Raw genomic sequence first — 20,680 nt, 5'->3', positions numbered from 1 at the left:
GTTCCAGAGTTAATCACTAGCCGCCAAATAAGATAACAATACTTCAGGCAGGAGCCTATCATAATGAGAATGTTTTTCTCATTATGATAGGCTCCTTTAATTTACTCACCGCACCATTTACATTACAACACATTTATATCCAGACACATTAGCCTGTCCATCTTTCTTTGGCATATAAATAGCATATAGAGAAGAAACGATTAAAAGGATTTTATAAGTATAACTAAAAAAGAAGAATATGCTTACAGTGATATTAATAATAGCAGGTATTGCCTGCTTCGGATTATTTTATAAAACAATAGATTTTTTTGAAAAAATATAAAATTTACGATTATGATTCCATTATTTATTATAGCAATAGGGGTGTTTTGTTACATCTGCTACGTTTTGGTACGTCCGGAAAAATTCTGATAAAATAACAGACAAGAAAAATATAAGAAAATATGAACACAGAAATTTTAGGCATAATTGTAATGTTTGTTCTATCTGTAACTCTGGCAATACCTTTAGGAAAGTACATCGCAAAAGTTTATGGAGGGGAAAAGACATTCTTTGATCCCGTCTTCAATCCGATAGACAGGCTATTATATAAATTGGGAGGAATTAACCCTCTGGCAGAGATGACCTGGAAGCAACATCTTGTAGCATTACTCACCATTAATTTTGTCTGGTTTTTACTGGGGATGCTGATCTTAATGACACAAGGCAGTCTCCCTTTGAATCCGGATAATAATCCGGATATGTCTCCTGATCTGGCATTCAATACAACTATATCCTTTGTGGTAAACTGCAACCTGCAACACTACTCAGGGGAAACAGGTATATCATATCTGGGGCAAATGTGGCTGATGTTCCTTCAATTTGTTAGCGCAGGTACGGGTATGGCAGCGGCAGCAGTTGTATTCAGGGCTTTCCGGGATAAAAGCACTACTCAGTTAGGTAATTTCTATGACTATTTCATAAAATCATGTACCCGCATTTTACTGCCTGTATCTTTTGTTATAGCCATCATACTCGTGTTCGAAGGTACTCCGATGACATTTGAAGGAAAAGACAGTATCACTACATTGCAAGGGAATACGGTAGAAGTATCCAGAGGACCTGCAGCTGCATTTATAGCCATCAAACATGTAGGAACAAACGGAGGCGGTTTCTTCGGGGCTAACTCAACTCATCCGTTCGAAAATCCTTCTTATCTGACCAACATGGCTGAAATGTTTGCGCAGTTTGTTATCCCGATAGCCATGATTTTTGCTTTTGGCTATTTTACAGGAAGAAAGAGGCTCGCGCGAATGATACTTGGTATAATGACGATCGGATTCTTATTACTCGTTATTCCGAATATAGCAATGGAAATAAATGGCAATCCCGCAATATCAGCGATGGGCGTTGATAATTCACCGGGAGCGATGGAAGGAAAAGAAACCCGCATAGGAGCTGCTGCTTCGGGATTCTGGAGTATTGTCACGACCGTTATTTCCACAGGCTCTGTCAACTCTATGCACGACAGTACGATGCCATTGTCAGGTATGAACCAGTTATTGGCTATGATGGTCAACTGCTTTTACGGTGGAGTTGGAGTTGGCATACTCAATTTCCTTATATTTATAATCCTCGCTGTATTCGTCAGTGGATTGATGGTTGGACGTACACCCGAATTCTTAGGGAAAAAGATAGAGGCCCGGGAAATGAAAATAGCCATGATTATTGCGCTGATACATCCGTTCCTTATTCTGGCAGGAACAGCGCTTGCGACAGCCTTTCCCGGCGAGGGGGCATCCACCCTTAATAATCCCGGATTCCACGGATTCAGTGAAATACTTTATGAATACACTTCATCTTCAGCAAACAATGGCAGTGGGTTCGAAGGATTAGGTGATAACACGCTGTGGTGGAATATAAGTACCGGAATCGTATTGATATTATCCCGCTTCCTTCCGATAATAGGCCCGGTAGCCATTGCCGGACTTTTGGCTGAAAAGAAGTTTATCCCCGAAGGTGACGGTACATTAAGAACCGATACGGCGACGTTTGGCACAATGGTATTTGCCGTTATCCTTATTATCGCATTGTTGTCCTTTTTACCGGCTCTAACCTTGGGGCCTGTTGCCGAATACTTCACCTTGTATTAAATATTATAAAGAATATGAATAAGAATCAATCTTTGTTTCAGAAAGAATTAGTGCAGGAAGCACTTAGAAAATCTTTTGTGAAACTGAATCCTAAAATAATGTTCCGCAATCCGATTATGTTCACTGTGGAGATCGGGACAATAATTATGTTTTTCGTTAGCCTATGGACTTTATCCGGAGAAACTTCGCAAGGTAGTTTCGCTTACAATTTCATTGTCTTTCTCGTTCTCCTGGCGACTGTATTATTCGCCAATTTTGCTGAAGCTATTGCTGAAGCACGGGGAAAGGCCCAGGCTGATAGTCTACGGAAAACGAGAGAAGAAACCCCGGCAAAACTTCAAGACGGGAGCATCGTATCTTCCGCTCTATTAAAGAAAGGAGATGTCTTTGTTTGTGAAGCCGGAGATATTATTCCTGCCGATGGGGAGATCATTGAAGGGCTTGCTACAATAGATGAAAGTGCCATCACCGGAGAATCCGCACCCGTTATCAGGGAAGCTGGAGGAGATAAAAGTTCGGTAACAGGAGGCACAAAGGTTTTGTCGGATAAAATAATAGTACAGGTCACAACCCAGCCCGGAGAAAGTTTTCTGGATAAAATGATCGCATTGGTAGAAGGTGCAAGCCGTCAGAAAACGCCGAATGAGATCGCTTTGACCATACTCCTTGCGGGATTTACACTTGTATTTATAATTGTCTGCGTTACGCTGAAGCCTTTTGCCGATTACGCGAATGTTTCGATTACAATTGCGGCCTTTATCTCACTATTTGTATGCCTGATACCTACGACCATCGGCGGGTTATTGTCTGCCATCGGTATTGCCGGTATGGACAGGGCATTACGGGCAAATGTAATTACTAAGAGCGGAAAGGCCGTAGAAACCGCGGGAGATATCGATGTCCTGCTTTTGGATAAGACAGGGACTATTACAATCGGCAACCGTAAAGCAACTCATTTTTACCCTGCCGATGGAGTAAATAATGATGAGTTTGTCAGAATTACCGTTCTAAGCTCATTAGCAGATCAGACACCCGAAGGCAAATCAATCGTCGAACTGGCTCAGGTGAATCCGTCTAATTACGATATGCCTGCATCCCGTTTCAAGTTTATAGAATTCACGGCAGAGACACGTTGCTCAGGTGTTGATGTCGGAGATATGCAGATACGCAAAGGAGCTGCCGATGCTATCCGGTCATTAGCCGAAAGAAACGGAAACCCATATCCGGAAGATGTAGCCAACATGGTGAAAATAATTTCAGAGAACGGAGGTACACCTTTGGTCGTATCGGTTAATAATAAGATTGTCGGTACGATTGAATTACAGGATATTATTAAACCCGGCATACAGGAACGCTTCGAACGCTTACGCAAAATGGGAATAAAAACAGTTATGGTAACCGGAGATAATCCGCTGACAGCAAAATATATTTCGGAAAAAGCCGGAGTCGATGATTTTATCGCGGAAGCCAAACCCGAGGATAAGATGAACTATATAAAAAAGGAGCAGAATGAAGGGCGGCTGGTTGCAATGATGGGTGACGGTACAAACGATGCACCTGCTCTCGCACAGGCCAATGTGGGTGTAGCCATGAACAGCGGGACTCAGGCAGCAAAGGAAGCCGGTAATATGGTGGATCTGGACAATGACCCTACTAAACTGATAGAGGTGGTAGAAATCGGTAAGCAGTTGCTAATGACAAGAGGTACACTTACTACATTCAGTATTGCGAATGATGTCGCTAAATATTTCGCCATTATTCCGGCATTGTTCATTACAGCCATCCCGGCTTTGCAAAGCCTCAATATCATGAGATTGAACAGTCCCGAAAGCGCTATACTTTCAGCTATTATCTTTAATGCAATAATCATCCCCATTCTGATTCCGTTGGCATTAAAAGGAGTCGCCTACAAACCGATAGGAGCATCGGCTCTGTTAAGACGAAATCTACTTATCTATGGTCTGGGAGGAATCCTTGTTCCATTTGCAGGAATCAAGTTGATAGACATAATCGTATCATTATTCATCTGATAAAAATAAAGAAAATGAAACAGCATATTATTCCGGCCATCAGGCTGACAGTCGCTACACTATTACTCTTTGCGGTTGTATATCCGGTTGCGGTTTGGGGGATCGCCCAACTTTCCCCAAATCAGGGCAAGGGAGAGATAATAGAACTCAATGGGAAAAAATATTACTCGAATATCGGGCAATCATTTACGGATGACAAATATTTCTGGTCACGGCCATCGGCTGTCGATTACAATGCAGCGGGTTCCGGGGGGAGCAATAAAGGTCCATCCAACGAAGAATACCTGGCACAGGTTCAGGCGCGCATAGATACCTTTCTGATACATAATCCGCAGGTAAATAAACCGGAAATCCCGGTTGATATGATAACAGCCAGCGGAAGCGGCCTTGATCCTGATTTTTCGGTACAGGCAGCAAAGGTGCAGGTGAAAAGAATAGCAAAGATCCGTCATATGGAAGAATCTAAATTGCTTGAGTTGATTGACCGGGAAACTGAAAAACCATTACTTGGTTTATTAGGCCCTGAAAAGATTAATGTATTAAAGCTAAACATAGCATTGGATAACTTATAATAATAAAGCCGATTTAAGAGTGTGTCTAAATTTTGCAATGAATAATGAATTAAATTATCTGTATATAAATGATTTAATGTGATATATGAAGAATAAAAATTACCGTCGAAAAATGAGTGAAACCTGTTACCTTTGTTACTTTTTAACAGTTACGAGTTACTTCGCCCTGCGGGCAGTTACAAGTTACGAGTAGACGAGATACAAGTTGTTAACTGAAAAACCTGTTACCTTTGTTACTTTTTAACAGTTACGAGTTGTTCACTGTTTACTGTTTACTGATATTTTTATACTTTTATTTTATATAAAAAACTACTTTTAAAGCAGATTGTTTCATACTAAGTATCTAAGAACTAATTTGAAGATCGTACTAAACGATGGATAAAGATAGAAAAAGCGCTGAATATTTTCTCAATTTGATAAAGCAATCGAAAAGAGGTAAATTTAAATTATATATCGGGATGATTGCCGGTGTGGGCAAAACTTACAGGATGCTGCAGGAGGCGCATATCCTTCTGGATGGAGGCGTAGATGTAAAAATCGGCTATATCGAAACCCACAACAGACGCGAAACTATGGTGTTATTGGATGGAATACCTGTAATTCCCAGAAGGAAAATCTTTTATAAAGGCAAAGAGCTGGAAGAACTGGATGTACAGGCTGTTATAAATTTACACCCCGAAGCCGTAATCATAGATGAACTGGCTCATACAAATATAGAAGGCAGCAAAAACGAAAAACGCTGGCAGGATGTACTTGAAATACTCGAAGCCGGCATCAATGTTATCAGTGCAGTAAACGTTCAGCACATAGAGGGACTGAATGAGGAGGTCAAAAAGATCACAGGTATAGAAGTTGCAGAGCGTATTCCCGACCGGATTGTAGCTATGGCGGATGAAGTTGTGAATATAGATTTGTCTGCCGATGATCTGGTGACCCGACTTAAAGATGGGAAAATATATCCGTCTGATAAGATACAGGCTGCATTAGCTAATTTCTTTAAGACCGAACACATACTTCGCTTACGGGAATTAGCTTTAAAAGAGGTCGCGAGCCATGTGTTGAAGAAAGCTGACAATGAAACTTTTTCATCTCAGCCCGGATTACATAAAAACTTTATGGCATGTATTGGCAGTAATGGAAAGAAAGCCAATAACATAATCCGTAAAACCGCTCGTCTGGCCAGTTATTACAGTGGTGAATGGTATGTGCTGTATGTGCAGACTCCGAAGGAAGGGGCAGATAAGATAGCCCTGGACAGCCAGCGGAAATTAATAAACAGCTTCAAGATGGCTGTTGAATTAGGAGGACAGGTAATACAATTAAAGCACAAAAATATACCGAAAACTATTTTGGAACAAGCCATTAAAAAAAATGTATCGACAGTCTGCATCGGAATGCCTTACATCAGCAGATGGCGTATGCTATTGTATGTCGCCACATATAAGAAAATATTAAGTGAATTAAAAAAAGAAGGTATAGACCTGATTATTCTGTCATGAAAATAAAGACCAAATTAACATCCGGAGTTGGACTGCTTTTCTGCCTGATTATATTATTGGCAGGTGTCAGTATCTGGTATATCAACGATCTGAGGAGAGATACCAGAAATATACTTATGGCGAATTATAATACGTTGGAATACTCCCGGAATATGCTGCTTGCCCTGGATGAGATGAGAACTGATCCGGGAGCAGTATCCGCATTTGAAGCAAATTTAAAAAAGCAACTGAAAAATGAAACCGAAATAGGAGAATCCGATAAAACATTGCAAATTTCAAATCTTTTCTCGGATTTGAAGCGTAATACAGAAAACGACAGCCTAAAGGTCATAATACGAAAGGATATTGCAGCCTTAATGAAACTCAACATGGACGCTATTGTTCAAAAGAGCGAGATAGCAAATAATACAGCGGAGAACGCCATCATCTCGATCATTATAACCGGAGTCCTGTGTTTTCTTATTGCTTTCACTTTGCTTGTCAAACTACCCGGAAACATAGCAAACCCTATCCTTCAGTTAACTGCAAGTATAAGAGAAATAGCCAATCAGAATTACCGGCAACGGCTAAACTATGAAAGTCATAATGAGTATGGAGATCTGGCTAAATCTTTCAATATAATGGCTGAGAAACTGGAAGAATATTCAAACAGCAGACTTGAGAAAATACTCAAGGAAAAGAAACGGGTTGAAACGCTTATCAATAATATGCACGATCCTGTTATCGGGCTTGATGAAAATAAAATTATTATTTTCATCAACGATGAAGCATTAAAAATAACAGGACTGTCCCGCAATGAGATTTTAAATAAACCGGTTCAGGATATCGCTGTCACTAATGATCTGATCCGTACACTTATTGTTGATCTGATTGATCCTTTAGCAAAAAAAGACGAGGCCCCGTTAAAGATCTTTTCTGATGATAAACAATCTTATTTTGAAAAAGAAATCATCCATATAGAGATCAATAAAACAGGAGAAAATATAACAGAACTGATCGGCTATGTTATCCTGCTAAAGAACATCACTATTTTCAAAGAACTTGATTCGGCTAAGACGAACTTTATCGCTACTATATCTCACGAGTTGAAGACCCCGATATCTTCAATAAAGATGAGCACACAGTTGCTTGAACACAATGAAACAGGAGTATTGAACGATGAACAAAAACAGTTAGTGGAAGGCATAAAAGAAGACAGTACACGACTTTTACAAATCACCGGAGAACTACTCAATATGTCTCAGGTAGAAACAGGAAATATTCAATTGAATATTCAATCCACAGACCCCGGGCTTATAGTCAGATACGCTATTGATACCATACAGTTACAGGCAGAGCACAAGAAGATAAAACTTCAGCTGGATATGGAACCCGGTATTCCATCGATTGTGGCTGACGCCGAAAAAACAGCTTGGGTCCTTATTAATTTTCTGACTAATGCCATCCGTTATTCAATGGAAGATAGTGAGATTATAGTTTCTTTGAAAAAAGAAACTAAAGGAGCTTTATTCTCCGTAAAGGATTTTGGTAAAGGAATCGATTCCAGATATAAGAAAAAAATATTTGAGCGTTATTTTCAAATACCGGGAAGTTTAAAATCGGGATCAGGTCTGGGACTGGCTATCAGTAAGGAATTTATCGAGACACAGGGAGGAACAATCGGGGTGGATAGCGCCCCGGGTATGGGAAGTACATTCTTCTTTATTATTCCATACGGTAAGCTCTAAGGTTTCAAACCTATTTATTAACTTGCCTGGCATAACAACAATAGAAGGGTTATCTCTTTGGAATATATTCTTAAAAGCATGCTGTTACTAAAAAACGACCAAAATGAGAAAGATATTATTGATTGATGATGAAGAAAAACTCCGTAAACTGATGGCCCGGATCATCGAACTTGAAAAGATAGAAGTATCTCAGGCAGAGAATGCAACAGCGGGGTTGAAGCTATTGGAGAAACAGTATTTTGATGTTATCATTTGTGATGTCAAGCTACCTGATGCTAATGGTGTCGATCTGATTCCTCAGATAAAAAGAATACAACCTTTGGCCGAGATTATTCTTCTGACGGCATATGGGAATATTCCGGATGGCGTTCAGGCAATAAAGAACGGGGCTTTCGACTACATAACAAAGGGAGATGACAACAACCGTATAATACCTTTGATATACAGGGCATTGGAGAAAGCAGAACTATTTAAACGGGTAAACCAGCTTGAACAAAAAATTGAACAAAAATATTCCTTTGACAATATTATAGGGAGATCTACCCCTATTCTTTCTGCAATAGAAATGGGACGTAAAGTAGCACAAACAGGTGCTACTGTATTATTAACAGGAGAAACCGGAACGGGGAAAGAAGTTTTTGCCCAATCGATACACTACGGAAGCCAGCGAAAGAATAAGCCCTTTGTCGCCATTAATTGCTCTGCCTTTAGTAAAGAGCTATTGGAAAGTGAGTTATTCGGGCACAAAGCAGGAGCTTTTACCGGAGCTTTAAAAGATAAAAAAGGTCTTTTTGAAGAAGCTCACCAGGGAACTATTTTTCTGGACGAGATCGGAGAAATGCCGGTTGATTTACAGGCTAAAATATTAAGGGTACTCGAAACGAAAGAGTTTATAAAAATAGGAGAAACCAAATCTCAAAAGGTAGATGTAAGGATCATTGCCGCTACCAATCGAGTTTTAGAGGACGAAATTGAGACGGAGCATTTTCGCCGGGATTTATTTTATCGATTATCTGTATTCCAGATACATTTACCGCCTCTGAGAGAACGCATTTCAGACATAAAATTGTTTGTAAGTGAATTTGTAAATCTGTTCGCAACCAAATCCAACAAAAGAATCAATATAATTTCTCAGGATTATTTAAAGTTATTGGAACAAAGTAGCTGGAAAGGAAATATAAGGGAATTAAGAAATGTTATTGAACGCAGTGTGATCCTAACCGATGATGATACCTTAAATATCGAGACATTACCTTTGGAGATACGATATCCGGGTACTAATTCACCTGAATTTATAACAACCCTGGCTTTATCAGATATCGAAAGGCTGCATATCAAAAAGATTTTAGATTACACGAAAGGAAATAAAGCCGAGGCTGCCCGAATACTCAAGATAGGAATAGCCACACTTTATCGTAAAATAGAGGAATATAAACTGTAAGAAACCAATGGAACAAAAAAGCTACACTTTCTTAGCTGATCAAACCCAATGCAGAAGCATATTTTACAGCCTCCATGGAATTATTTACATCTAACTTTTCTAATATCCTTTGCCTATGTGTATTAACAGTGTGGACACTGATAAATAGCTGTTCTGAAATTTCCTTACTAAGCAAGCCTTCTTTTATTAGCTGTAAAACAGCGATCTCTCTGGTGGTAAGATCTGATTTTTTTCGGGATAATAGGTTCTCAATAGAAAAAAACTTATTCTCTTTTACGTTTAAGATATGGCATCTCACTGTTTTAAATGAGCTTTGGTCAGGAGATAAATCCAAAACACTTAATGACAACCATGCATTACCCGACTTATCTTTTTCTAATAGGGTATATTGCTCTACCACCCTCACATACTGGCCTATAGCATTGCAAATACGAAACTCTGAGATCATTTTATAATCCTGCAGGTTTTCTTTATTCGCATGTAGGAACCGGAGTGCTGTAATACCGTTTTTAATCAAAGGATGCAAATCGTCAGGGTGCACGCGTTCATCTATACCCTCTTTACAATCACCGAATATCCCTCCGAAATTAAAGGATGTATATACATGCTTCCTCTTATACATATCAAAGACCGTTATCCCGCTGTTGGAAACCTTAGCTAGATGGGATAGCATTTGCTTATGATATTCCAGCAGAGAGTAATCAAGATCAGCTTCATCAAAACTCTGCAATGATAAAAGCCGTGCATGTTCCTTTTGTAAATCTTCCATATGACAATATAATGATAAATCAGTATTGATCTCGCAGAGGATAGTATCTTACTTTGTACAAAGCAAAATTAGGCAAAATCATGAATAAAACGTTATTATTTCTTTTATTAAATGTCATCTCATTAGGTATATTATGTGGTCAGTCATCTCAAAATATACGTGGTATAGTATATGACAAAGAATCGAATATCCCGATTGAATATGCAACAGTTGCAATACTGAACAGCAAGACACCTTTAGGAGTAAGCACTGATAGTTCAGGACAATTTAAAATACAAAACGTTCCGATAGGCAGATATGACTTACAAGTATCGTATGTTGGATATGAACCAATTGTCATAAAGGAGGTACTGGTTTCATCTGCCAAAGAATTATTCTTAGAAATACGAATAAAGGAAAATTCAAAATTACTGAATGAAGTTATTATTACTCCTCAAATAAATAAGGCTCAGCCATTAAACAATATGATATTGGGAAGTGCCCGTATGCTGAGTGTGGAAGAAGCGAGCCGGTATGCCGGAGGCTTTGACGATCCGGCAAGGTTAGCGACATCTTTTGCCGGTGTAACAAGCAGTGTTGGGAATAATGGTATTGTGGTAAGGGGGAATGCACCCAAATTTCTGCAATGGAGGATGGAAGATGTCGAAATCCCGAATCCTAACCACTTTGCAGAAGTAACTACTTTCGGCGGCGGAGGTTTATCGGCATTGAGCAGTTTTGTTTTAGGTAATTCTGATTTTATGACAGGTGCATTCCCTGCTGAATACTCGAATGCTTTATCTGGAGTGTTTGATATGAATCTACGCACAGGAAATAACCAAAAACGGGAGAATACTGTACAACTCGGTTTAGTCGGAATAGATGTTGCTTCCGAAGGCCCATTCAAGAAAGGGAGTAATTCTTCTTATATTTTCAATTACCGGTATTCAACACTAGGATTGCTCTCTTCTCTGTTACCCGAAGATGCAGAGAACACAAAGTATCAGGACTTGTCTTTTAAACTTAATTTCCCAACCCAAAAGGCCGGTATATTTTCCATCTGGGGAGTAGGCCTGATTGATTGTTCGGGGCAAAATGCAGAAACCGATCCTAACAAATGGGAATATATGCAGGATAAAGAAGATCAGGATGTAAAGCAGTATATGGGAGCTGTTGGTCTGAATCACAGATTAAGAGTATTGGGCAATGCAACACTTAAAACATCTTTGGCTACTACTGTTAGCGGACTTGATATGCATACTGAAAGAATGGATGCCAATGTAAAACCTATTCCTCAGAACTTAATCAAGTCTACCAATTGGAATTTTGTATTCGCTTCATCACTCAATAAGAAGTATAATGGAACACACACCAATAAAACAGGCTTGAGGGTTACAGGGCTTAAATATAATCTGCTATTAGAAGAAGCGACACATCAACAGCCAATGAATACCATAACCGATGAATCCGGTTTCAGTTCTTTACTATCTGCTTATACGAATTCATCTTTACAATTTTCGGATAAATGGACGCTTAATCTTGGTATCAATACGCAATTGTTTACACTCAATGATAATTATACGATAGAGCCCAGAGCAGCATTGTCATGGAAATTTAAACCAAATCAATCTTTAGCCCTTTCATACGGGCTACATAGCAGACTCGAAATGTTGAATTATTACTTTACTAAATCGAAAGAGGGTGAACTTATTAACAAAAATATGGATTTTACAAAAGCTCACCACATTGTATTATCCTATGACCTAAATATAGGAAACAACTATCATGTTAAGATTGAACCTTATTTCCAACAATTATACAATGTTCCTATTATAAGCGATAGTACATTTTCGTTTATAAACCTTCAAAATGATTGGTTCATAACCAATAAGCTTTCGAATAAGGGAAAAGGAGTCAATTATGGTATCGATATAACCTTTGAGCGGTATATGTCAGAAGGATATTACTATATGCTCACTGCATCTCTCTTTGATTCTCGTTACAAAGCAGGGGATAATAAATGGAGAAACACAAGGTATAACCGAAACTTTGTATTTAACGTATTAGCAGGAAAAGAGTGGATGGTAGGGCGCAGTAAACAAAATATGTTCAATGCTAATATTCGATTATCTTATCAAGGAGGAGACAGATACTCGCCTATTAATCTTGATGCATCACAGAAAGAGGAAGATGCTATTTATGATGAAAACAAAGCCTTCTCGAAGCAATTATCTCCGGCCTTTCTTTTACACTTTAATGTAAGCTACAAAATTAACAAGAAGAATTTATCCCATGAGTTTGCGATTAAAGTGCTGAATGCAACTAACTATAAGGACTATCAAGGTCATCGATACAATTTTAAGACGCATTTGGTAGATCCAGAAAGAGAAGCTGTGATGATCCCAAACATTAGTTATAAGATTGAATTTTAGTTTATTTATCTCATTGGGCATAGTTTGTGCTATTTAGCAATACAAACTTAATTGTTTGCCCTTTAACTGTCAGATCAGGTCGAAACTATTTCAAATAAGGGCAAAGGCCTGATAACCTTTATCTTATACTCGTTATCTGACAAAAAGAGTTCTTGTGCAAGCGATCTATCCAATCAGCTAGGCTTGTCAAACTCCCGAACATCCAAAATACTGCTAAGTCTTGAGGAAAAGAAATATATTACAAGAAGAATGGGGAAGGTTGATAAAAGAAATATGCTCTTCTCCTTAACAGCTAAGGGTAAAGAAAAGATGAAAAAAATACAGGCAAGAGAAAACATATATATAGAACTCATAAGCCGATTAATTAAGTTGATAAAACAATTCATTAAACAATAAGATTATATTAATTATCATAAAAAATAAATACAAGAATAAGCTTATCACAAACGGAATTTCAAGAGGTGCATCTGTCGCAGCTTGCTTAAGGATATTTGGTTACTCAGGTTATTAAGCAAGGAGGTCCAATTTATTACCTGATGCGAATTGAACATGCATACATCCTCCTCTACTCACCGGCTAAAGGCTCTGTTAAAATGGCTGGATTTGCGGCAGATAATATTCTTAGAGAAAAGATAAAAATTATTCAATGACACGATATTGAAAAAATAGACTTCTCAAAAACAATATCATCAGATGTAAAAACAATCGAAGAATGTTGTAAAGGTTATAAAACATGCAGAGTAGACATAACAGAGTCCTCTTTATAAATAGAAAAACTCAGCTATCATTCTGTATTTAATGTAAATTAATATTTCAGTCAAACAATTTCCTGAAGAATTATATTCTAATGGAAATTAAATAGTATCTTTGTAAGGAATATAAGAGTAAATGAATATGCAAATTATAAAAAACAATTGGACATATCTGTTAGGGGCCCTCATAGGAGCAATAGGCGGCTATATGTATTGGAGGTACATCGGATGTAGTACCGGAACTTGTCCCATAACTTCATCTCCGACAATCAGTACATTGTATGGATTACTGGCAGGAGGTTTATTCGGTGGGATTTTTAAAAAGAATAAAGTAAAGAAACAATAATAAAATAAATAATTATGGCAGGATTTCTTAGTCGGTTACTTGGATTAGAAGATAAAGCGGACTTTAAAACACTTATGGAGAATGGAGCTATACTTCTGGATGTCCGCACAAAAGAAGAATATAAACAGGGAGCAACAACAAATTCGATTAATATTCCTTTGGATAACTTGAGAAATAATTTATCGAAACTAAAAAAAGATAAACCAATTATCGCTGTATGTGCCAGTGGTATGCGTAGCCGCAGTGCAGTATTTTTTTTAAGGAGTAAAGGTTTTCAGGAAGTATATAATGGTGGAAGCTGGTTTAATTTTAGATAAATAAATGAATCGTATATTAAAAAACTGGGATCTTGCCCGGATAATTCGGTTGTTGTTGGGAATGCTGATAGCTATCTATTCAATATCCTCTAAGGATTATATATTTCTTGTCTTAGCCGGATTCCTGCTTTTTCAGGCAATTATAAATATTTCCTGTTGTGGATCTGCAGGATGCTATACGGACACCAAGTACAAAAAAAACATCTACGGTGATCAGATAAAAAAATATAAACCGGATTAAATGAAGTATATAATATTATTCATCCTGATGGCATCATCGCTTATATCTTGTAATAACAAGGCTGAAACAAAAGAAACGATTAAAAAAGAAAATAAAATGACAACAATATATTTAACAAAAGTTGAATTCTTATCAAAAGTTGTTAATTTTGAAACAAATCCTACCCAATGGAAATATTTGGGGGATAAACCGGCATTGATTGATTTCTATGCTGACTGGTGTGGGCCGTGTAAGGCTATAGCTCCGGTGCTGGAAGAATTGGCTGCAGAATATGGAGACCGTATATATATTTATAAAATAAATACGGAAACAGAGTCTGAACTTGCCGCCGCCTTCGGAATAAGAAGCATACCTTCTTTACTGTTTGTTCCGATGGACGGGCAACCACAGATGGCTGCAGGAGCATTGCCTAAACAGCAATTAAAGGAGGCTATTGATAATATTTTATTAAAAGAATGACAGTAAATATAAACTTATACTAAAATGACAGACAATATAAATAATTCGCAAGTAAGAACACTATGCCAGATCAGAGATGTGTACCGGGCAATTTATGAATTTGAATTAAATTTTCAGCAATTATATGATCTTGGCCTGAATGAAGGAATGCTACTATGTTCGCTAAATGCTCAGAAATATTCATCAAATGAATTAGCGGGTGTATTGGGGCTGAGCAATTCGAATACATCAAAGGTGATAAAGTCTGTAGAGAAGAAGGGGCTTATCCGACGTATTGTTGGTAAGGAGGATAAGCGCCAGATGTATTTTGCTTTGACTGATTTGGGAAAGAAAAAACTTGAATCGATAAAATGTGCTGAGTTCGATATTCCCGAAACGCTAAAACCCGTAGTCGAATTATAATAGTAGGCTATGAAAACAATTATAAATGCAAAAAATATACACTGCAATAGCTGTGTACGGTCCATAGGTAAAGAAATCGGTATTATTCCCGGAATATATGGTGTTAATGTGGATATTGCGAATAAAGTAATAGCAATCGATCACACAGAGGAAATCACAGAAAAAGAACTTCAGGAAAAATTTGAAAAAATATATTGATACGTAAACGAAACAGAGGCAAGGATAAATGATAAACCTTGCCTCTGTTTTTATTTATATTTTTTGCCCGATAAAGCGTATTACAGAGGCTTTCCCATTATGCCCTATCCCTTCTGCCAGTTTTATTTCTTTTTCTTCTAAAAGATCGATCTCCAAAGAATCAAAGATCGAGAGAATCTCTTGCTTCGAATACATCATATCCACAAGTGGAGGACCTCCTGCCGATGGGTTTTGTTGTTGATATTTTATATGATCTTTACTGAATCCTTCAATAATAATATGCCCTCCGGTTTTCAACAAAGGCAATAACGATCTGTGATATTTTGCTTTTAACTGTTCCGGTAGGTGAACATAGGTAAGAGCAATTACATTATAAGAATCAGCTACATAGTTTTGTGCAACATCCTCGAAATTTATTACTTTATACGAGATATCCGCATTGTTCTTATGTGCCAGTCGCAAGGCTTTTTCTTTAGCCTGCTGGCTTTGATCGAAAGCATCCACACTCCAGCCCCTCATAGCTGCATATACGCCGTTCCGTCCTTCCCCATCAGCAGGAAGAAGTACTTTTCCGACAGGAAGTGCATCTATAATTTCTTTGAAAAAAAGATTTGGCATTTCTCCATACCGGTATTCTTCAATATTGTACCGTTCATCCCATTTATTATTCATAATTATTCATTTTTAATTAATATGCACTGAAGAAATCCGGTTTAATAGTAAACCCTATTCTGATTTGATTTGTGTATTTTTTATAGTTCAGTAACCCTTCTCCATAACCGGCATAATAATCCAAAGTTAGGTATTGGTTTGAATTTTTGGACACCCTAAACGATAAAGATGTATGTAAATTAGGGTTTATAAACTTATCCCGTGGAATTATATTAAGGCTGAACCACCATAAATTATTCTTATTTATATAATTGACGGAAAAGATACCATATCCTCTGTAACGCAACAAATCTTTATTATTGCCGCCATCCACATACGGCAGATATATTTGTGCTTTAGCCGATAATCGCATATTGTAAAAGTATTTAGCTGACAGATTCACATAGTTCCAACTACGCGAATCCTCACCTGCCTTCCCATTCGATTCATGTTCCAGAGAAACCATTACCGCTCCTTTCAATTTGTTGTCTTTTATAACATACCTGCCTATGCCTATCCCCGGATTGTAATTTGTATCGCGGAAAGGACTTGATTCGTCATAAATATCCCAGAATGACTTCTGTGAATATGTAATATATAAAAACGAATTGAACGGAAGTACACTTCTGGTAACTCTGTGGCGAATGCTAAACTGAAAAAATGCATCTGCTGATTTTCTGGTTACCGATTTATTTAAAGGGATGCCAGTTACCATGTAATTATCCTTGTATACAGCAAAAGCTGCTTGTTTATCAAGAACAGCCCTTACAAGATCTTCCGAAACTTCAATCGGCTTATGCTTCAATACATTTATCGACTGCATCTCGTGCAGATAGTTGTTCCGAAGTGAAAGACTATCCACGTGCAAGATCGTATTCTCTTGTGAATAAGCAATCGGGACGTGTATAATAAAAGTAAAGAATATGGCTATTATGTAAATTCTTGTTTTCATATCTAAAAAAGAGAGCAAAAGACGATTTCAATATTCGGTTTTGCTCTCTCAAATCTAATTAATCAATTTACCGTTTAACGTTCAATTTATCGAGCAGGATTTCCAACGGACAAAATTTAGTGAAGGATGACTGGATAAGATTTAGACCTACAAAGGCAGGCAGCAACAACCATCCGGCAGAAACAAAATAAGCCAAAGAAATGCCTGCTAACACCATTGTTCCCGCTACTATACGTACAATATATTCACGTTTCATAATTAAATCAGTTTAGAAAAGTTTTCTACATCAAGAATAAATGCATGCACAGGAAAAGGGTTTTTTGTTTCAATATTGCAACTATCAATTTCTGAAATAGCCTTATCTGCAATTTCTTTCGTTATAAAGCTGAAAAGCATTATAGAATTGGTTTTAGCATTACTTCCATTCGCCGCAAACCAGCCCAGGTTTTCTTCTTTCTTTTTATACCCGGTTATGTTGGTTACACTAAACCGTTTTACTCCGGCTTTATGGAGCAGGTTTGCTACCCGCTCCTGATATTCTTTTATACTTAATACAACTAATAGTTTCATAATCATTTTACTTTCTTTTTCAACATTTTGTAATATAGTAAGGGTACAACAATCAGTGTAAGTACTGTAGAAGTTATCGTTCCACCCATCAAAGAGATTGCCAGACCCTGGAATATCGGGTCGAATAGGATAACTATCGCGCCTAATACTACTCCTCCCGCTGTCAATACAATAGGAGTTGTACGCACAGCTCCTGCTTCGATAACAGTCTGTTTCAATGGGATGCCATCTTTTAGTCTAATATCTATGAAGTCAATCAGTAATACCGAGTTTCGCACCATGATCCCGGCAAGGGCTATAAATCCGATCATAGACGGAGCGCTAAAGTAAGCACCCATCACCCAGTGACCGAAAATAATCCCAATCAGTGATAATGGTATGGCAGCCAGCTGTACTAACGGTGTGATAAAGTTTTGAAACCATGCCACAATCAGCACATAGATAATGATCAGTACAAATAGAAAAGCCAGCCCCAAATCACGGAATACTTCATAGGTAATTTGCCATTCGCCATCCCACTTTAAGGCAAAGTTGTCTTCATATTTTGGTTGCTCACTATATTCTTCCGATAAAATGTATCCTTCGGGAAGTTTTACCTGCGATAATTTTTCCGACACTTCCATAATAGGATATATAGGGCTTTCTAAACTTCCGGCGACTTCGGTCAACACATATACTACCCGTTTCTGATCTTTGCGATGAATACTTTTACCTTTTTCTGCTTGGGTAATATTAACTAAATCACCGATGGGAATACCCACTCCTTGTTGATTCACAACCTTCAGGCTTAAGATATCCTCAATACTTGACTTCTCTTTTTCGGACAATTGAAGTACAATACCGACCTGATTGACCGATGAGGGCTGATGCAATACACCAACAGACATACCCGAAAGAGCTGCTCTCATATTCTGAACCACTTGCGCATTCGGAATCCCCAATTTCATCGCTTTGTCTTTATCCACCTCAAACTTGTATTCGGTTTGAGCATCTTCTACCGACCAATCCACGTCGATAACATTATCTGTTACAGCCAGCATATCTTTTACCTGCTTGGCAACGGCAATCTGCTGTTGATAGTCGGGACCATATATTTCAGCAGCAATTGTAGACATCACCGGAGGACCCGGTGGTACTTCTACCACTTTTACATTGGCATTGTATTTTTTACCGATAACTTGCAAATCGGCACGTACCGATGTGGCTATATCATGGCTTTGTTCTTTACGTTCACCTTTATCTATAAGATTGACTTGTATATCTGCCACATTGTCTCCTGAACGCAAATCGTAGTGACGCACCAATCCGTTAAAGCTGATAGGAGCGGATATTCCCACATAAGTTTGATAATTAGTGACCTTATCATTCTGGCTTATATACACCGCCAATTCTTTAGCCACGGCTGCCGTACGTTCCAGGGTTGTGCCTTCGGGCATATCTATCACTACCTGAAACTCATTTTTATTATCGAAAGGCAGCATTTTTACCGGAACAGATTTTGTATAGAACATCACAAACGACCCGAGCAAAACGACAGCCAATCCTATCATAAAAGTCCAGCGACGCTTTCTGTTTTCAAGAAAAGGAGTTACTATTTTAGCATATAATTTATAGATTTTTGTCTCGTGTAAATCGGGCTCTTTTTCTTCATTCTCAAGCCCCTCTCCTTTTTTATCTTTATGCCTTAAGAATAAATAACCGAAATATGGAGTCAACGTCAAAGCCACCAGTAAAGAAAAGATCATGGCTATCGAAGCTCCGATAGGCATCGGGCTCATATATGGCCCCATCATTCCCGAGACGAACGCCATAGGCAATACGGCGGCAATAACGGTCAGGGTTGCCAGGATGGTAGGGTTTCCCACTTCATTGATAGCATACAGGGCAGCTTGCAATGGCGGCAGTTTTTTCATTTTGAAATGACGGTGCATGTTTTCGGCAATCACAATGGAGTCATCCACAACAATACCTGTTACAAATACCAAAGCAAATAAGGTAATCCGGTTGAGTGTATACCCTAAGAAGTAATAAGCAAACAGAGTCAGGGCGAATGTTACAGGTACGGAAAGGAATACCACCAGGCCTCCACGCCATCCCATAGCCAGCATTACAAACAAGGTTACTACTATAATAGCAATAGACAAGTGGAAAAGCAATTCTGACACTTTGTGCGACGCAGTCTCTCCGTAGTTGCGAGTAATCTCTACATTCAGATCGTTGGTGATCACATCTTTTTTCAAATGCTCCACTTTGTCAGTTACCACCTCTGCCAGCTTCATGGCATCGGCACCTTTTTTCTTAGCAATAGAAATAGTCACTGCCGAATAGTCGTCGGGCATACCGGCTTTTTTATCGCCCGAGGCGGCTCCATATCCAAACGAAACATATTGTTTAGGCACTTCGGGACCATCCTCCACGTCTGCTATTTGATATAGGTAGACCGGTTGATTGTCATTTGTTCCTACAATCAGATTTTTGACTTCATCTACATCTGCAAAAAAGTTACCGGTCTGAATAGAGTATACCAGATCGCCCGAAACAATATTTCCGCTATGCATCTGCGCATTATTGGCTTGCAAGGCTTGAGTTATGGCTCCAAAATCGAGCTTACTCTGAGCCATCTTATCTTTGTCGAGCATCACTTTCACCTGACGACTTTGACCTCCAACAACGTTTACCTGTGCTACATCCGGTATTTTCTTTATTTCGTTGCCAACCACTTCGGCTACCTGACGTATCTGATAATCGCCCATCTTATCACTCCAAAGCGTGAAAGCCAAAGCAGGCACATCGTCTATGGCTCGCGATTTAAGCAGTGGCATAGTTGCCCCTTGCGGCATACGATCCATATTCTTCATCATTTCGTTGTAAAGTTTTACTAACGAACGTTCTACATCTTCGCCCACATAAAATTGTACGGTGAGCATACCCATACCATTCATAGAAGTAGAATAGACATGCTCTACTCCTTTGATATTCGAAATAATCTTTTCGATAGGTTGTATTACTCCCGACTCCACTTCCTGAGGTGTCGCTCCGGGATAACCAATCATGACATCCACCATCGGAACTTCTATCTGAGGTTCCTCTTCGCGTGGAATAAAATATATGCTGAACAGCCCCAAGAGCATAAAGGCAAGCATGAGCAGGATACTCAATTTAGACTTGATAAACGCTCCGGCTATTTTTCCTGAAATTCCGTTTTCCATAA

Annotated in this window: 19 protein-coding genes; 13 read left to right on the top strand and 6 right to left on the bottom strand. The window is 38.5% G+C overall.

Annotation, left to right across the window (positions count from 1 at the left end; all coding sequences use genetic code 11):
• Positions 1-443: 443 nt before the first annotated feature.
• The 6 genes from kdpA to ACFO6W_RS15525 all read left to right on the top strand — a co-directional run bounded on the left by kdpA (position 444) and on the right by ACFO6W_RS15525 (position 9,401).
• Positions 444-2,132 (top strand): potassium-transporting ATPase subunit KdpA, encoded by a 1,689-nt coding sequence (gene kdpA, locus ACFO6W_RS15550; protein ID WP_379998035.1) that lies wholly within the window; start codon positions 444-446, stop codon positions 2,130-2,132.
• Between the two features lie 14 nt (positions 2,133-2,146).
• Positions 2,147-4,162: a potassium-transporting ATPase subunit KdpB gene (kdpB, locus tag ACFO6W_RS15545; RefSeq protein WP_379998033.1), complete on the top strand. Its 2,016-nt coding sequence runs from the start codon at positions 2,147-2,149 to the stop codon at positions 4,160-4,162.
• Between the two features lie 14 nt (positions 4,163-4,176).
• A complete protein-coding gene (locus ACFO6W_RS15540; protein ID WP_379998031.1) occupies positions 4,177-4,734 on the top strand; it encodes a K(+)-transporting ATPase subunit C in 558 nt (185 codons plus the stop codon).
• Positions 4,735-5,108: 374 nt separating this feature from the next.
• Complete coding sequence (locus tag ACFO6W_RS15535; RefSeq protein WP_379998028.1) at positions 5,109-6,233, top strand: sensor protein KdpD; 1,125 nt, start codon at positions 5,109-5,111, stop codon at positions 6,231-6,233.
• Complete coding sequence (locus tag ACFO6W_RS15530) at positions 6,230-7,960, top strand: sensor histidine kinase (protein WP_379998026.1); 1,731 nt, start codon at positions 6,230-6,232, stop codon at positions 7,958-7,960. Before ACFO6W_RS15535 ends, ACFO6W_RS15530 begins: the two co-directional genes overlap by 4 nt.
• 103 nt (positions 7,961-8,063) lie before the next feature.
• Positions 8,064-9,401 carry a sigma-54-dependent transcriptional regulator gene (locus tag ACFO6W_RS15525; RefSeq protein ID WP_379998024.1) on the top strand — a complete coding sequence of 446 codons (1,338 nt, stop codon included), beginning with the start codon at positions 8,064-8,066 and terminating at the stop codon, positions 9,399-9,401.
• Positions 9,402-9,432: 31 nt separating this feature from the next.
• Here ACFO6W_RS15525 and ACFO6W_RS15520 read toward each other — a convergent pair whose 3' ends face one another.
• Positions 9,433-10,170 carry a response regulator transcription factor gene (locus ACFO6W_RS15520; RefSeq protein ID WP_379998022.1) on the bottom strand — a complete coding sequence of 246 codons (738 nt, stop codon included), beginning with the start codon at positions 10,168-10,170 and terminating at the stop codon, positions 9,433-9,435.
• A gap of 80 nt (positions 10,171-10,250) precedes the next feature.
• Here ACFO6W_RS15520 and ACFO6W_RS15515 point away from each other — a divergent pair, with 80 nt between their 5' ends.
• The 7 genes from ACFO6W_RS15515 (at position 10,251) to ACFO6W_RS15485 (ending at position 15,296) form a co-directional block, all read left to right on the top strand.
• Positions 10,251-12,581 (top strand): TonB-dependent receptor, encoded by a 2,331-nt coding sequence (locus tag ACFO6W_RS15515; RefSeq protein WP_379998020.1) that lies wholly within the window; start codon positions 10,251-10,253, stop codon positions 12,579-12,581.
• Positions 12,582-12,647: 66 nt separating this feature from the next.
• Entirely contained in the window at positions 12,648-12,977 is a 330-nt protein-coding gene (locus ACFO6W_RS15510; RefSeq protein WP_379998083.1) for a MarR family winged helix-turn-helix transcriptional regulator, read from the top strand.
• Between the two features lie 498 nt (positions 12,978-13,475).
• Positions 13,476-13,679 (top strand): DUF6132 family protein, encoded by a 204-nt coding sequence (locus ACFO6W_RS15505; protein ID WP_379998018.1) that lies wholly within the window; start codon positions 13,476-13,478, stop codon positions 13,677-13,679.
• A 14-nt stretch (positions 13,680-13,693) separates the two neighbouring features.
• Positions 13,694-13,996, top strand: coding sequence for a rhodanese-like domain-containing protein (locus ACFO6W_RS15500; RefSeq protein WP_379998015.1), 303 nt, complete (start codon positions 13,694-13,696; stop codon positions 13,994-13,996).
• 241 nt (positions 13,997-14,237) lie between these two features.
• Complete coding sequence (trxA, locus tag ACFO6W_RS15495) at positions 14,238-14,696, top strand: thioredoxin (RefSeq protein WP_379998013.1); 459 nt, start codon at positions 14,238-14,240, stop codon at positions 14,694-14,696.
• Positions 14,697-14,720: 24 nt separating this feature from the next.
• On the top strand, positions 14,721-15,098 hold the full coding sequence (locus ACFO6W_RS15490; RefSeq protein ID WP_379998011.1) for a MarR family transcriptional regulator: 378 nt from the start codon (positions 14,721-14,723) through the stop codon (positions 15,096-15,098).
• Positions 15,099-15,107: 9 nt separating this feature from the next.
• Complete coding sequence (locus ACFO6W_RS15485; protein WP_379998009.1) at positions 15,108-15,296, top strand: heavy-metal-associated domain-containing protein; 189 nt, start codon at positions 15,108-15,110, stop codon at positions 15,294-15,296.
• Positions 15,297-15,350: 54 nt separating this feature from the next.
• On the opposite strand, the gene ACFO6W_RS15480 is transcribed toward ACFO6W_RS15485, so the two are convergent.
• The 5 genes from ACFO6W_RS15480 to ACFO6W_RS15460 all read right to left on the bottom strand — a co-directional run bounded on the left by ACFO6W_RS15480 (position 15,351) and on the right by ACFO6W_RS15460 (position 20,678).
• Positions 15,351-15,968: a class I SAM-dependent methyltransferase gene (locus ACFO6W_RS15480; protein ID WP_379998007.1), complete on the bottom strand. Its 618-nt coding sequence runs from the start codon at positions 15,966-15,968 to the stop codon at positions 15,351-15,353.
• A gap of 16 nt (positions 15,969-15,984) precedes the next feature.
• Positions 15,985-16,899: a phospholipase A gene (locus tag ACFO6W_RS15475; protein WP_379998005.1), complete on the bottom strand. Its 915-nt coding sequence runs from the start codon at positions 16,897-16,899 to the stop codon at positions 15,985-15,987.
• 67 nt (positions 16,900-16,966) lie between these two features.
• Positions 16,967-17,155, bottom strand: a complete 189-nt coding sequence (locus tag ACFO6W_RS15470) for a YgaP family membrane protein (protein WP_379998003.1) — start codon at positions 17,153-17,155, stop codon at positions 16,967-16,969.
• A gap of 2 nt (positions 17,156-17,157) precedes the next feature.
• Positions 17,158-17,469 carry a hypothetical protein gene (locus ACFO6W_RS15465; RefSeq protein WP_379998001.1) on the bottom strand — a complete coding sequence of 104 codons (312 nt, stop codon included), beginning with the start codon at positions 17,467-17,469 and terminating at the stop codon, positions 17,158-17,160.
• A 2-nt stretch (positions 17,470-17,471) separates the two neighbouring features.
• Positions 17,472-20,678, bottom strand: a complete 3,207-nt coding sequence (locus ACFO6W_RS15460; protein WP_379997999.1) for an efflux RND transporter permease subunit — start codon at positions 20,676-20,678, stop codon at positions 17,472-17,474.
• Between the last annotated feature and the right edge of the window lie 2 nt (positions 20,679-20,680).

The organism is Dysgonomonas termitidis, assembly GCF_042654545.1.
GTDB lineage: Bacteria > Bacteroidota > Bacteroidia > Bacteroidales > Dysgonomonadaceae > Dysgonomonas > Dysgonomonas termitidis.
This window is presented reverse-complemented; position numbering and strand designations above follow the sequence as displayed.